13 protein-coding genes and 1 pseudogene are annotated in these 14,114 nt (G+C 49.7%); 6 read left to right on the top strand and 8 right to left on the bottom strand.

Annotation, left to right across the window (positions count from 1 at the left end; all coding sequences use genetic code 11):
- The first annotated feature begins 211 nt into the window (after positions 1–211).
- The gene (locus J7445_RS04740; RefSeq protein ID WP_070654394.1) at positions 212–1,621 is read left to right on the top strand and encodes a tetratricopeptide repeat protein; all 1,410 of its coding nucleotides are present in this window, start codon (positions 212–214) and stop codon (positions 1,619–1,621) included.
- Between the two features lie 66 nt (positions 1,622–1,687).
- Here J7445_RS04740 and J7445_RS04735 read toward each other — a convergent pair whose 3' ends face one another.
- The 4 genes and pseudogenes from J7445_RS04735 to J7445_RS04720 all read right to left on the bottom strand — a co-directional run bounded on the left by J7445_RS04735 (position 1,688) and on the right by J7445_RS04720 (position 4,631).
- Positions 1,688–2,653, bottom strand: coding sequence for an IS30 family transposase (locus J7445_RS04735; RefSeq protein ID WP_209283210.1), 966 nt, complete (start codon positions 2,651–2,653; stop codon positions 1,688–1,690).
- A gap of 281 nt (positions 2,654–2,934) precedes the next feature.
- Positions 2,935–3,048 (bottom strand): annotated as a pseudogene (locus J7445_RS04730) (IS5/IS1182 family transposase); the annotation flags it as partial.
- A 99-nt stretch (positions 3,049–3,147) separates the two neighbouring features.
- Positions 3,148–3,963: a squalene synthase HpnC gene (gene hpnC / locus J7445_RS04725; RefSeq protein WP_070655559.1), complete on the bottom strand. Its 816-nt coding sequence runs from the start codon at positions 3,961–3,963 to the stop codon at positions 3,148–3,150.
- Positions 3,964–4,067: 104 nt separating this feature from the next.
- Positions 4,068–4,631: an RBBP9/YdeN family alpha/beta hydrolase gene (locus J7445_RS04720; protein WP_070655539.1), complete on the bottom strand. Its 564-nt coding sequence runs from the start codon at positions 4,629–4,631 to the stop codon at positions 4,068–4,070.
- Positions 4,632–4,845: 214 nt separating this feature from the next.
- On the opposite strand from J7445_RS04720, the gene crcB reads away from it, so the two are divergent.
- On the top strand, positions 4,846–5,208 hold the full coding sequence (gene crcB / locus J7445_RS04715; protein WP_070655541.1) for a fluoride efflux transporter CrcB: 363 nt from the start codon (positions 4,846–4,848) through the stop codon (positions 5,206–5,208).
- Between the two features lie 106 nt (positions 5,209–5,314).
- On the opposite strand, the gene ispD is transcribed toward crcB, so the two are convergent.
- Both ispD and dnaQ read right to left on the bottom strand, forming a co-directional pair.
- A complete protein-coding gene (gene ispD, locus J7445_RS04710) occupies positions 5,315–6,004 on the bottom strand; it encodes a 2-C-methyl-D-erythritol 4-phosphate cytidylyltransferase (protein ID WP_070655543.1) in 690 nt (229 codons plus the stop codon).
- Positions 6,001–6,723, bottom strand: a complete 723-nt coding sequence (gene dnaQ / locus J7445_RS04705) for a DNA polymerase III subunit epsilon (protein ID WP_101810061.1) — start codon at positions 6,721–6,723, stop codon at positions 6,001–6,003. The genes ispD and dnaQ overlap by 4 nt, the downstream gene beginning before the upstream one ends.
- A gap of 398 nt (positions 6,724–7,121) precedes the next feature.
- On the opposite strand from dnaQ, the gene J7445_RS04700 reads away from it, so the two are divergent.
- On the top strand, positions 7,122–7,604 hold the full coding sequence (locus J7445_RS04700) for an NGO0322 family iron-responsive protein (protein ID WP_019271310.1): 483 nt from the start codon (positions 7,122–7,124) through the stop codon (positions 7,602–7,604).
- 168 nt (positions 7,605–7,772) lie between these two features.
- Complete coding sequence (locus J7445_RS04695) at positions 7,773–8,216, top strand: DUF4124 domain-containing protein (protein ID WP_180949612.1); 444 nt, start codon at positions 7,773–7,775, stop codon at positions 8,214–8,216.
- An 83-nt stretch (positions 8,217–8,299) separates the two neighbouring features.
- Here J7445_RS04695 and purM read toward each other — a convergent pair whose 3' ends face one another.
- Positions 8,300–9,334, bottom strand: a complete 1,035-nt coding sequence (gene purM / locus J7445_RS04690; protein WP_060975365.1) for a phosphoribosylformylglycinamidine cyclo-ligase — start codon at positions 9,332–9,334, stop codon at positions 8,300–8,302.
- A gap of 205 nt (positions 9,335–9,539) precedes the next feature.
- Here purM and J7445_RS04685 point away from each other — a divergent pair, with 205 nt between their 5' ends.
- Positions 9,540–10,610 (top strand): AI-2E family transporter, encoded by a 1,071-nt coding sequence (locus J7445_RS04685; RefSeq protein ID WP_019271313.1) that lies wholly within the window; start codon positions 9,540–9,542, stop codon positions 10,608–10,610.
- A 265-nt stretch (positions 10,611–10,875) separates the two neighbouring features.
- Positions 10,876–11,592, top strand: a complete 717-nt coding sequence (locus J7445_RS04680; RefSeq protein ID WP_070655551.1) for an S-methyl-5'-thioinosine phosphorylase — start codon at positions 10,876–10,878, stop codon at positions 11,590–11,592.
- A gap of 243 nt (positions 11,593–11,835) precedes the next feature.
- On the opposite strand, the gene metE is transcribed toward J7445_RS04680, so the two are convergent.
- Positions 11,836–14,112 (bottom strand): 5-methyltetrahydropteroyltriglutamate--homocysteine S-methyltransferase, encoded by a 2,277-nt coding sequence (gene metE / locus J7445_RS04675; protein ID WP_070655553.1) that lies wholly within the window; start codon positions 14,110–14,112, stop codon positions 11,836–11,838.
- Positions 14,113–14,114 lie beyond the last annotated feature (2 nt).

The following is a 14,114-nucleotide window of genomic DNA, read 5'->3' as shown; positions in this document are numbered from 1 at the left end:
AAGAAAAATCGTATTATAAACGAGTTTACCGTCTTTTTCAGACGACACTTCACCGTGTTATATATCTGATAATAAGATGATTATTATAATAGAATAAACAGGAAGGCGAAATTCTGATAAACTTGCGCGACTTGGCCGCCGGTTGGCTTGTATAGCATAAAACAAGAAAAATTAATTATCCGGCGCATTTTAGACAAATCGGATTATAAAAATGAATACCGCTGACACATTTTACAGGGAAGCAATTTCACATCTGACTAGGACACCTCCTGATTTTGAGGCAGCCGTTCCTTTGTTGCGTCAGGCTGCGCAAGCCGGACATGCGGAATCCGCGTTTCAACTGGCAGGCTGTTTGTTGCAGGGCTTAGGGATTTCGGCGGATAGGCAGGCAGGTATCAGACTGATGCAGCAGGCGGCGGGAAGCGGGCATCCTTATGCTCGATACAATCTGCTCCAGATTCAAGAATCACAAGGCATGCCTTTCAATACATTGATGGCGGCTTACAAGGAGCTGGCTGAAGAAGGTATCATCCATGCCCAGCTTAAACTGATGCGGAGTTTGCATGACGGTGGGCGGCATGAAGAGGCGTTGCAATGGGCGTACATGGCTGCCGCTCAGCATCATCCACAGGCATTATACTTTTTAGCGCAACACCATCAATATGCCTCGCCTCCCGATTTTGCTCAGGCACATTTGTTTTACCGACAAGCTGCGGAGCAGGATTTTCCTGCAGCACATTGGCAGCTGGGACTGCAATATAAATTGGGACAGGGAACCGACCCGAACAAGCAGCTTGCCATCATTCATCTGCGCCATGCCGCTGATAGCGGGATTGCTGCCGCACAAACCATGTTGGCGGATTTACTGCTGGAAACTGATCCGCAAGAGGCCATACACCGTTTGAAGGCTGCGGCAAGAGGCGGCAGCAGCGACGCACAGGTAAGATTGGCAGAAATTTACCTATTGGGAAAATGGGTGGAGCGCAATACCGGCAAGGCTCATGCGTATGCGGAAAAAGCAGCCGCACAGCAGCATTCCGAAGCCCTAAGGATTTTGGGCGATATTTACCGTTATGGTCTGGGTGTGGTTCCCGATCCTATCAAGGCACGGCGCTATTACCGTCAGGCAGCGGATAAAGGAAATATCCAGGCACATCAGAAACTGCTTGCCGATATTGCATTGGGCAATAAACCCGAGGAATATGCCGAAGCAAAAGAAAAAGCCTTGAAGAAGCAGGAAGCAGAGCAACTTTATCAGCAGGCGTTTGCCGCGCATTATGGTTTGAACCGCCATCCTGATCATTTAGAGGCATTGAGGCTGTATGAACGTTCGGCTTTATTGGGTCATGGAAAGGCGCAGACCAATTTGGGTATGATGTATTACAACGGACACGGTACGGCTCAGAATTATGCCAAAGCGGCAGAATGGTTCGAAAAAGCGGCACTAAACCATGATGCAATGGCGCAATATAATCTTGCCTGCCTTTATTTCAACGGAACGGGCATAGCGCATGATGCAGATGAAGCTTGTAGATGGTTGGAAGCCGCTATCCGCAATGGACACGATCAGCCTGAGGTATTGAAGCAGCTTTTGGCACAATGGCGGCAGGCTGCGGCTTAAGCTGACCGCCGGCATTTCAATAGATCATAAATCGAACGACCTTGGATTCGGATTTCAAGTGCAACACTAGTGTATCAGTGGTTTGAACAGATTCAAGAATAAAACACTTGGCGTTTCGTAGCCAAGTGTTTTTCTTGGCCGGTGGTTCAACTCATCTTGAACCCTGCGTATCTCCCGATCGCTGATGTTTCGGAAATCGGTTTGCTTGGGGAAATATTGTCGGATGAGTCCGTTGGTGTTCTCATTCAGCCCTTTCTCCCAAGAATGGTAGGGGCGGCAAAAATAAGTCTCCGCTTTCAATGCTTTGGCTATTTTGGTGTGTTGGTAAAATTCTTTACCGTTGTCCATGGTGATGGTGTGGACTCTGGCTTTATGTGCCCTTAATACCCTAATGGCTGCCAGAGCAGTGTCTTCGGCTTTGAGGCTGTCCAATTTGCAGATGATGGTGTAGCGGGTAACGCGTTCGACCAAGGTCAATAATGCGCTTTTCTGATCTTTGCCGATGATGGTGTCGGCTTCCCAATCGCCGATGCGGGTTTTCCGGTCGACGATAGCGGGTCGGTTTTCTATGCCGACACGGTTGGGTACTTTGCCTCTGGTCCATGTGCTGCCGTAGCGTTTGCGGTAGGGTTTGCTGCATATTCTGAGGTGTTGCCACAAGGTGCCGCCGTTGCTTTTGTCTTGGCGGAGGTAGCGGTAAATGGTGCTGTGGTGGAGTGTTATCCCGTGATGTTTGCGCAGGTAGGCGCATACTTGTTCGGGACTGAGTTTGCGGCGGATAAGGGTGTCGATGTGTTGAATCAGCTGCGAATCAAGCTTATAGGGCTTTCGCTTACGCTGTTTGATAGTCCGGCTCTGCTTCTGTGCTTTTTCGGCACTGTATTGCTGCCCTTGGGTGCGGTGCCGTCTGATTTCGCGGCTGATGGTGCTTTTGTGGCGGTTAAGCTGTTTGGCGATTTCTGTGACGGTGCAGTGGCGGGACAGGTATTGGATATGGTATCGTTCGTCTTGGGTCAGTTGTGTGTAGCTCATGGCAATCTTTCTTGCAGGAAAGGCCGTATGCTACCGCATACTGGCCTTTTTCTGTTAGGGAAAGTTGCACTTCAAATGCGAATCCGCCGTCGTCTGAAAACCGTCAGGCTTTCAGACGACGTTTGATTTATGTATATCCTGATTCAATGAGCTTATGGAGGATTTAACCGGTAGGGCGTTGCCCGTTGCCTTGCCAAGTTCAAAGAGAATGATTTTTACGATTTGAAATTATTGATTAGGTTGGCGATGTACTATTGCTATAAACGGGGCTAAGGTAACTATAGTGGATTAAATTTAAACCAGTACGGCGTTGCCTCGCCTTGCCGTACTATTTGTACTGTCTGCGGCTTCGTCGCCTTGTCCTGATTTAAATCTAATCCACTATAACTATTTTTTCAAGATACATATTTGATGAGAGGGCTGCGATGAGGTCGTCTGAAAACAGCCTTGAAGCCTTCAAGCTGCTTTTCAGACGACCTCTTGCTCCGGTCGCTTTATTTCTTCAAGAATGCCCGTTTCAGAATAATCAGCCAATCTTTCTTATCCAAAACAGGGCGTTGTGCAAACACATCGTATTTGCAGCCGTCCAGTTTCTGCAAAATCAGTTGTCCGCCGACAATAATCATCCGCAATTCAAACCCCAAACGTCCTTTCAGCGTTTTACCCAAGGGCGAACCGCCTTTGAGCATTTGGAAAGCGCGGTTGCATTCATACGACATCAGTCTTTGAAACGCGAAATCCGCTTTGCCTTCGGCGATTTGTGCTTCGCTTACTTTGAATTTTTCCAAGTCGTCCTGCGGGATATAGACACGGCCTCTCTGCCAATCGACGGCAACATCTTGCCAAAAGTTGATGAGTTGCAACGCGGTGCAGATACCGTCACTTTGGGCGATGCTGATTTCGTCGGTTTGTCCGTAAAGGTGCAGCATAATGCGTCCGATTGGATTGGCGGAACGGCGGCAGTAGTCGATCAGGTCGCCAAAATCCTGATAACGGGATTTGACAACATCCTGACTGAATGCGGACAAAAGATCGTAAAACGGCTGCAGCGGCAGCTTGAAAGGAGCGATGGCTTCACGTTGCAAACGTTGCATTAGCGGGGTCAACGGTGTTTCGCCGTGCTGTATGCGGTCAAGTTCGGATTTGAGTTCGTCCAAAGCGCGCAAGCGTTCAGCGGCCTTGGCATTGCCTTCATCGGCGAGGTCGTCAGCAGTGCGCGCAAAAGCGTAAACGGCATGGGTGGGCTTGCGCAGGCGGTGCGGCATGACGAGCGAGCCGACGGGGAAATTTTCATAATGGTTAACTGACATGATGGATTCGGGATTCAGGTGTTGCAAGTGATAGAATGTCGATTCGTTTTGTGGCGGGCAGATGCCTTGTAATGTGAAATTTGAAGTGCTTGACGGCTGATTTTCTAGCCCGTGAGCATCGGTTTCAACACTTCCCAAGCTTGCGGCAGTTCTGTGAAGCCTTCGGATGCCATCAGGTGTCCGCCTTTGGCAATGTGGGTAACGGGGCTTTTGAGTTTTTCCGCCATACTTAAGGTCAATTCGGGCGGAACGTGGGTGTCGTCGTCGGAGACGATGCAGTGTTTGGGCATTTGAATTTTGCGCAGGATGTCAAATTCCGGCGCTGCGCCTTTGATGTAGCCGTCTAGGGCGGGCAGCGGGGGCAAAGGATCGGCGAATCCTGCCGTAAGTACCAAGCCGCCGATTTTTTCGGGCTGTTGGCGGCTGAGGAAGTGCAGAATGGTGATGCAGCCTAGGCTGTGCCCGACTAAGAAAGTATTTTCGTCGGGTTTGCCGATGTGTTGGTCAAGGGCGAATTGCCAAGAAGAAACCGTCGGCCGTTCGGGATTGGGCATCGCCAGCGCGTCGGCTTGGAAACCTGCGGCGCGGACTTGTGCCGAGAGCCAGTCAAACCAGTTGCCGTGCGGATTGCCTTCGAAACCGTGTACGATAAAGACGCGTTGGGGCATGTCGATTAGTCCTTTTCAGATGACCTGTCGGGTGTGTCGATTTGCTTATTATAACACTCATCGTTTATTTCAGTTTTATCGTTACCTTTGGTAAGAGCGATTTGAACTTTGGTTGCAATCTAAGCAAGTATGTCTGTTAAAGCTTGGAGAAATCAGTATTTTTATTTTCAGACGACCTTGCGTACGGTAATTTCAGTTTGTCTTTAATTTGATTATGAACTTCTTAAATATTTTTCCGGTTGCCCTAGGGGCGGTTGTCGGCGCAGTATTGCGTTGGATATTTGGTTTGCTGCTTCCCGCTGCACCGATTTTGGGCTGGGGGACGCTGGCCGCAAACTGGATAGGGGCTTTGCTTATCGGATTTTGTGCCGAATGGGTCGCAGATCCTCAATGGCGTTTGCTGTTGATTACCGGTTTCTTAGGCAGTCTGACCACATTGTCCTCTTTTTCCCTTGAGACTGTGGCTATGATGCAGGAGGGGCGGTGGGTAGCTGCTGCATTATCCGTATGCCTCCATGTCGGCGGTTCGTTTATATTGACGGCAGCGGGCATTTGGTTGGCCCATTGTTTGAAATGAAGCAAAACTATTCGAGGTCCTGCTAGTGTTGCTTTACTGCTTACCGAAAAAAGGTCGTCTGAAAATCCAAATTCTGGTTTTCAGACGACCTTTTTGTCGAGGTTATTCAAGTATTCAAAAGCAGCCGTATAATAAATTCGTCCTGAGGGAGGGTTAATTTGAGATTGCGGATATCCCCCTGTACCAGTAGAGGCCTTATGCCCAGTTGTTCTACGGCAGAGGCTTCATCGGTAATACCGTTTAAGTCGGAGGCGGATAGGGCGCGATTCAATAATCCGGCTTGAAAAAGTTGCGGTGTCTGTGCCTGCCATAAGTCTGTACGGGGTACGGTTTCCAGGATTTGTCCGTCGGTATCGGAACGTTTGATGGTGTCGGCTGCGGGAATGGCCAAAATGCCGCCTTCTGCTTTTGTTCCGGCTTCCTGAATCAGGCGTGACAGGGCATCGTGGGGCAGGCAGCAGCGGGCGGCATCGTGAACCAAAATATTATCGTGGTTATCCGCCAACTTCTTTTCTATCAGTGTTTGCACACCATTACGGACGGTTTCTGCCCGGGTATTGCCTCCGACGTTGAAAATCACTGTCTTATCAGAGGTCGTCTGAAGATGATTAATGAAAGGATCATCAGGTGAGACAGCAATGGCGACCAAGTCGATAAGCGGATGCTGTGTAAAAATGGCAACCGTATGCTCTAAGACGGTTTTGCCGTGTATCCGGATATATTGTTTGGGTTTGCCTGCACCGAAGCGAGTGCCGACCCCTGCGGCGGGAATCAGGGCGATGTGCTGTCTGTTCATACATTCTCTCCCGCGGCTGTCCGTCTCCATATGCAGGCTTCTCCTAGCGCGTCGAGATATTTTTCGTGTTCTGCAAGCTCTTCAGAATTGGCTTTGATGATTTTTAAGCGCGACGAACGTTTTGTTTCGGCGATGATGACAGGTTTGTCTTCTTTTGTTTCTTCTTCACCTTCTCCACCCATTAAGTCGAATTGTTGGCGCGTCATCGCCAAATAAACTTCGCCTAAAAGTTCGCAGTCGATTAAAGCACCATGCAGTACGCGTTTGCTTTTATCGATGGAGAGGCGGTTGCACAAGGCATCCAGGCTGGCTTTTTGCCCAGGAAACATTTCACGCGCCATTGCCAGCGTATCCGTAATCTCGCAGCCAAGCTCTTCAACGGAGGGCAGACCCATACGGCGGAATTCCATATTTAAGAAGCCTACGTCGAATTTTGCATTGTGGATAATCAATTCCGCTCCACGGATAAATTCGCTGATTTCCTGTCCGACCTTTGCAAACGGCGGAGCGTTTTTCTCTTCCAAAACGTCAATCGTCAGCCCGTGTACGCGTGCGGCTTCTTCAGGCATATCGCGCTCGGGATGGACATAAAGATGCAGGAAGCTTCCGGTCATTTGGCGGTTGACCATTTCCAGTCCTGCAAACTCGACCAAGCGGTCGCCGTTTTCGGCGTAAAGGCCGGTGGTTTCGGTATCAAGGATAATCTGGCGTCTCATCAAATGCTCCAATGACTGACTGAATGAAAAAATGTTTCGTATCATACTCAAGGAGGGGGTGAAAGTATAGAGTGGAGTTGCTTTGTATCCTTATTGGGATGTTGTTTAGGTGATGGCAAATATTTTAGACAAGTGGGGCATGAGCAGTCTTATGGTTACGAAAAGGTAGAAATTGCTGACAATTTTCAGACGAGCTAAAGCAGTTTGTCTTTCAAAAGGCTGATAGATACTAAATCCTGAGTAAAGTACTCAACTTTTAAAAAATTAATTTCTTTTTAAATCATTGTGTTATTTCTATTTTATAAAATAGTAACAATTATCATTTGCAAAATTAAAAAATACTCGTATAATTCAACTCATCGAAACGAAACAACAGCGCAACAGAACGAAAGGAGAATGAAATGCCGGAAAGTATTTTCAAGCAAGTCTCCCTTGATATTCTGAGACTGCATCAACAAACCATCCGCTCGCTTTTGGCAACCCAATGTTGCAACGATTGTGAAGTTCATGATGTTTTCTATATTACGCTGGACGGACGTTATTATGTTTGGCTGCCTTGTATGAATAAGGCAGAGCAATTAGAAGCGGGCATTTTGCTGATTGAAGACGAATCCAGCGATATTCGTCTGAGCTGGGTGGCAAATACCCGGGAAGTACAGAAAAAAGACAGCTTATATGAAAAAGTTGTTTCCGCTTTACAACGCCGGTTGCGGCAGACGAAAAATAAGTTTATCCAGGCTAAAGATACTTGCCTGCTTGAGCTGACCCCAAAGCAAGGTCGTCTGACGACAGGCAGCAGAGATTTATCGCTTTCACCGCATGATTTGATGAAAGCACTTTATCCGGCAACCCATCAATTAAAATCAGGAGGATTTGCCTTGTAACAGTTTTGGTAGTGGTTTGTGTTCCTTTTGCGCCCCTTAAATGTTTAAAGGGGCGATTTTTTTTGCTTTTGATACACAGTAATCGTCTTGTTATGACATATTATTTAAAATCAAGTACAATATTGTCATTTCAAATTAATCGCTCATCATTTGAATAGGGGAATTTTAATGAAAATGAAACTTTCTGCATTATCCGTATTAGCGGCAGCAGTTTTGTGTTCTTCTGGCGCATTGGCGGCAGACAGTGTCTATACGTGGAAAAATGGCAAGGGGAACAGCTATTCCGATACGCCGAACCGGCTCAAGCTTGACCGCTCCAATGTAATGAATATCCGTACGCACAGCGTCAAGGCGGCAGTCAAACCCAAATCCGAAGCTGCGGACGAAGGTACGCTGGCAGAGCAACAGGCTAAATTAAATGAGCGGATGTTGGCTAAGAATAAACTGATCGAGGAGCAAAATAAAAAAATTGAGGAAGAAAACCGTAAGAACAAAGAAGACAACTGCCGTATCGCACGAATGAACCAACAGTCTGCCGAAAGCGCGCGCGTCGCTAATCGTGATGATTTGGTCAAGCGGTATCAAGGAGATGTTGCCAAATATTGCAATTAATGGGTTACAAAATTTAAAAGGTCGTCTGAAACAGATGGTTTGGCTGTTTCAGACGACCTTTTATTTAGATTCAGGCTTTCGATTTAAGCCACTTGGGTTTGATGCTCGTCGCCATTGCGTTCGCGGATTTTACCCAAACGGTAAACCGTTTCGCCCTGTTCGGTTAAGAATGCCTGCACCGCGTCGGCATCTTCTTCGGCAATTACGACCACCATGCCGATGCCGCAGTTGAAGGTGCGGTACATTTCTTGCGTTTCCACATTGCCTGCCTGTTGCAGCCATTGGAACAGCTTGGGCAATTCCCATGCTTTGGCATCGATTTGGGCGACGGTGTTTTCAGGCAGGATGCGCGGCACGTTTTCGGTGATGCCGCCGCCGGTGATGTGCGCCATGCCTTTGATGGTGAATTTTTCTAAAGCAGCGAGGATAGGTTTCACATACAGGCGGGTCGGGGCGATGATGGTTTCGCGAAGGGTTTTACCGTTATCGAACTCGGCATCCAAATCGGGATTGTCGCGCGCGATGATTTTGCGGACGAGGGAGTAGCCGTTGGAATGCGCGCCGTTGGAAGCCAGACCCAACACGATGTCGCCCGCTTTGATGCTGCGGCCATTGATGACGCGTTCTTTTTCGACCACGCCGACGGCAAAGCCCGCCAAGTCGTATTCGCCTTCGGGGTACATGCCTGGCATTTCGGCAGTTTCGCCGCCGATGAGGGCGCAACCGGATTCTTCGCAGCCTTGGGCAATGCCTTTAATCACGTCGGTAGCGCGGGCGACGTCGAGTTTGCCGCAGGCGAAATAGTCGAGGAAGAACAAAGGCTCTGCGCCTTGAACCAAAATGTCGTTGACGCTCATGGCGACGAGGTCGATGCCGACGGTGTCGTGTTTGTCCCAATCGAAGGCGAGTTTGAGCTTGGTGCCGACGCCGTCGGTGCCGCTGACGAGCACGGGATTTTTGTATTTTTTGCTGATTTCGACCAATGCGCCGAAGCCGCCCAAATCACCCAACACTTCGGGACGCATGGTGCGTTTGGCAAAAGGTTTGATGTTTTCGACCAGTTGATCGCCGGCGTCAATGTCCACGCCTGCGTCGCGGTAGCTCAATGAAGTGCTCATGAATGGGTTCCTTAATCGTGATTGGGACGGAAAAACGATGGGGCGTATTTTACCTTATTTTGCAGGCGTGGGCTTGGATTTTTCGGTGATTTTGTAAACAATCTGAGGTTTCAGACGACCTCATTTATTCTGTTATACTGGACGGCTAGGGGTCGTCTGAAAACGATTGCGGCGGCTCCCGCTGAAACACACATGGAAAGGTTTTATGTATCAGAAAAAAACGCGCGGCATGAAGCCGTGGATCATTATGGGCTGCGTGATTGCGGCTTTTGTCTGGCTGCTGTACGCGCTGGGCGACATCCTGACGCCGTTTATTGTGGCGGCGGTATTGGCTTATGTATTGAATCCGCTGGTGGAATGGTTGCAGAAAAAACGGATTAAACGCGCCCCAGCCTCCATGATCGTGATGGTATTGGCGCTGCTGTTGCTGCTGTCGCTGATGCTGATTATCGTGCCTATGCTGATCAACCAGTTCAACAATATGGTCAGCCGCATTCCCCAAATCGTCGATTTTACGCAAAACAAACTATTGCCTTGGCTGAACAATGCCGCAGGTGATTATATGCAAATCGATCAGGAGTCGGTCATTGCCTGGTTGCAATCCCATACGGGTGAATTGAGCAACACGCTCAAGGCTTGGATGCCGACGCTGATGCGCCAAAGCGGCAACGTCATCAGCGGCATGAGCAACCTGATACTGTTGCCGCTCTTGCTGTATTATTTCCTTTTGGACTGGAAACGCTGGTCTTACGGCATCAGCGCGTTGGTTCCGCGCCGCTTTATCGACACTTATACGCGTATCACCAGCAATATGGATGAAATTTTGGGCGAGTTCCTGCGCGGGCAGTTGATGGTGATGCTGATTATGGGGCTGGTGTACGGGGTCGGGCTGATGCTGGTCGGACTGGATTCCGGTTTCGCTATCGGTATGATTGCCGGTATTTTGGTGTTTATCCCGTATTTGGGCGCGTTTACCGGACTTTTGCTGGCAACCGTCGCCGCTTTGCTGCAATTTGGCACATGGAACGGTCTGATTATGGTGTGGGTAGTGTTCGCTATCGGACAATTCCTCGAGAGTTTTATCGTTACCCCAAAAATCGTCGGCGACCGCATCGGCCTGTCGCCGTTCTGGGTGATTTTCTCATTGATGGCTTTCGGACAACTCATGGGCTTCGTCGGCATGCTCGCCGGTCTGCCGCTTGCCGCCGTAACCTTAGTCTTGCTGCGCGAAGGTGTGAATGCTTATTTCCACAGCCGTTTTTACAAACACAAGTAAAAGGACAAAAAGGTCGTCTGAAATCAGATATGGGTTTTCAGACGATCTCCCTGCCTTTCTTCGACAGCCATGTTGAACAATTTTGCACTTTGGTTTATATCTGGTTTCCTGTCGATGTTGATATGGGAAGTGCTTCCCGTAGATGACGGATACAGCTTTCCAGAAAAAATGAAGGTATTAATCCTGTTTTCCATTCTCATGGCTGTTTTGCAAACCTTTTTCTTTCCGACACTCAATCCCTAAAATCACTTACACAAAGGACCATATGTTAGCCATCATCGGCGGCAGCAGCCTGACCAAGCTGCATGAACTGAACATCACCGACCGCAAAATCATCCGAACCCCCTACGGACTGACCAGCAGCCCCGTCTTAAGTGGCAAACTGGGCAGTCAGGACATCATCTTCCTTGCGCGGCACGGCTTCGGCCATACCGTTGCGCCGCACGAAATCAACTACCGCGCCAACATCTGGGCGTTGCATTCCATAGGCGCGGAATACATCGTCGCCGTTTCCTCCGTCATCAGCATCAACGACCGCTTTGAAAACGGCGCACTCGTCCTGCCCGACGACTTGATCGACTACACCTACGGTCGTAAAGACACCTTTTTTGAAGGACAGGAAGAACCGGTCGTACACACCGATTTTCTCGAACCCTACACTGCCGGGCTGCGCGAAAAAATCGTCGAACACGCGCAACAGCACCAAATGCCTTTATACACCCAAGCCGTTTACGGCTGCCTGCAAGGCCCGCGCTGGCCGACCCGCGCCGAAATCCAACGTTACCGCCGCGACGGTGTGGACGTATTGGGCATGACCGGAATGCCCGAAGCCGTCCTCGCCCGCGAACTGGGCATCCAATACGCCCACTTCTGCGGCATCACCGACATCCGCTGCCTCAGCGGAGGGACGGAAGGGGCGGAATGCGGCTTGGAAACCGAGCTTGCCGTTGAAAAAATCCGCCGCCTGCTTGCCGGCTTGTAAATAACATCTTTTATGGAATGACTTTAAATACAGGACATGGCAATGAAACTGTGGGTAGCGTAAGCAGTACGAAGCTGATTTATCTGTTGTCTCATCATTGGGAATCATCTTTCTGAAGCTTAGGTGAGGCAATGCCGTATTGCTTCAAAGTTAATCCGCTATGTTTTTCCCTTGATTCTCTAAACCATATAAAAAGGTCGTCTGAAAATTTTCAGACGACCTTTTGATTACGCTAGTTCAAACTTATTTCGCCAATTCGGCACGCAGTTTGTGGGTAACGTTCATCATGACTTGGAGTTGCTCCAGAGTTTCTTTCCAACCGCGTGTTTTCAGACCGCAGTCCGGGTTTACCCACAGGCGTTCAACCGGTACGACTTCGATGGCTTTACGCAACAGGTGTTCTACTTCGGCTTCCGTCGGTACGCGTGGGCTGTGGATGTCGTAAACGCCCGGACCGATGTCGTTCGGGTATTTGAACTCGCCGAACGCGGTCAAGAGTTCCATGTCGGAACGCGAAGTCTCGATGGTAATCACGTCGGCGTCCATAGCTGCGATGGCGGGCAGGATGTCGTTGAACTCAGAGTAGCACATATGGGTGTGGATTTGTGTGCTGTCTTCGCAACCGGTAGAGGACAGGCGGAAGGATTCGCCTGCCCAGTTCAGGTAGGCATCCCAATCGGCACGTTTCAAAGGCAGACCTTCGCGGATGGCAGGTTCGTCGATTTGGATGACTTTGATGCCTGCTTTTTCCAGATCCAATACTTCGTCGTTCAGGGCCAGTGCGATTTGTTTGCACACGGTAGCGCGTGGAATGTCGTTACGGACGAAAGACCATTGCAGGATGGTTACGGGGCCGGTCAACATGCCTTTCATCGGGCGTTTGGTCAGGCTTTGTGCGTAAGTGGACCAAGCGACAGTCATGGCTTCAGGACGGCTTACGTCACCGAAGATGATCGGTGGTTTAACGCAGCGTGAGCCGTAGCTTTGTACCCAGCCGTATTGGGTGAACGCGAAACCGCTCAACAATTCGCCGAAGTATTCGACCATGTCGTTACGCTCGGCTTCGCCGTGTACCAATACGTCCAAGTCCAGTTTTTCTTGCTCTTCAACCACCAAGGCGATTTCTTTTTTCATCGCGGCTTCGTAATCGGCGGCAGACAGTTCGCCTTTTTTGAAGGCTGCGCGTGCTTGACGGATTTCGGTAGTTTGCGGGAAAGAACCGATGTTGGTAGTCGGCAGCAGAGGCAGGTTCAACCATGCTTGTTGCGCTTTGATACGGTCGGCAAACGGTGATTTGCGTTGGTCTGCGTTGGCAGGCAGGTCGGTCAGGCGTTTGGCAACGTCTGCGCGGTGGATTTCGCTGCTGTTGGCGCGTGAATCGGCGGCAGCTTGGCTGGCGGCGAGTTCTTCGGCAACGGAATCACGACCTTCGTTCAATGCGGCTTTCAGAACGCGCAATTCTTGGGTTTTTTGCAGGGTAAATGCCAACCAAGAGTACAGGTCGGGTTTGTTGGCTTTCAGTTTTTCTTCAACTGACAAGTCAAATGGGGTGTGCAACAGCGAGCAAGAGCTGGAAATCCACAAGCGGTCGCCCAGTTTGGCTTTCAGAGGCTCGACAGTTTCCAAAACTTTATTCAGGTTGGCGCGCCAGATGTTGCGGCCATCGATAATGCCGGCAGACAGAACTTTGTCGTAGTCAGCGAACGCGTCCAGTTGTTCGGGAGCGCGTACCAAGTCGATATGCAGGCCGTCAACAGGCAGTGCTTTCAGCAATGCGGCGTGTTCGGCAACGGAACCGAAGTAAGTGCTCAACAGGATTTTGGCGTTTACTTTGCTCAAAGTGGCGTAAACGTCTTTGTAGGCTTCTACCCATTCTTTAGGCAGGTCAACAGCCAATGCAGGCTCGTCGATTTGAATCCATTCAGCACCGGCTTCAACCAAAGCGTTCAGGATTTCAACGTAAACGGGCAGCAGTTTTTGCAACAGGCTCAGGCGGTCGAATTCGACTGCGCCTTTTTCTTTACCTACCCACAGGAAGGTCAGCGGGCCGACGATGGTTGGTTTGGCTTTCAGGCCGAGGGCTTGGGCTTCTTTCAGTTGTTGAACGTAGTGATTGGCGTTCGCTTTAAATTCGGTATCGGCGTGGAATTCAGGCACCAGATAGTGATAGTTGGTGTCGAACCATTTAGTCATTTCGATGGCGAATTGGTCTTTGTTGCCGCGAGCCAGTTGGAAGAATTGTTCCAAAGACAGGTTTTGGCTGTCGAAGCCGAAACGGGCAGGAATCGCGCCGGTAGCGACTTGCAGGTCGAGGATGTGGTCGTAGAAAGTGAAATCGCCTACGGCAACGTAATCGGCGTTGGCGGCAGCTTGGTGTTTCCAGTTTTTCTCGCGCAGGTCTCTGGCAACGTCAAGCAGCTCTTGTTCGCTGATTTCTTTGCGCCAGTATTTTTCTTGGGCGAATTTCAATTCACGGAAGGCGCCGACACGCGGGAAGCCTGAGAAATGTAATGTTGTCATGT

Source organism: Neisseria sicca, assembly GCF_017753665.1.
Classification (GTDB): Bacteria; Pseudomonadota; Gammaproteobacteria; order Burkholderiales; family Neisseriaceae; genus Neisseria; species Neisseria flava.
This window is presented reverse-complemented; position numbering and strand designations above follow the sequence as displayed.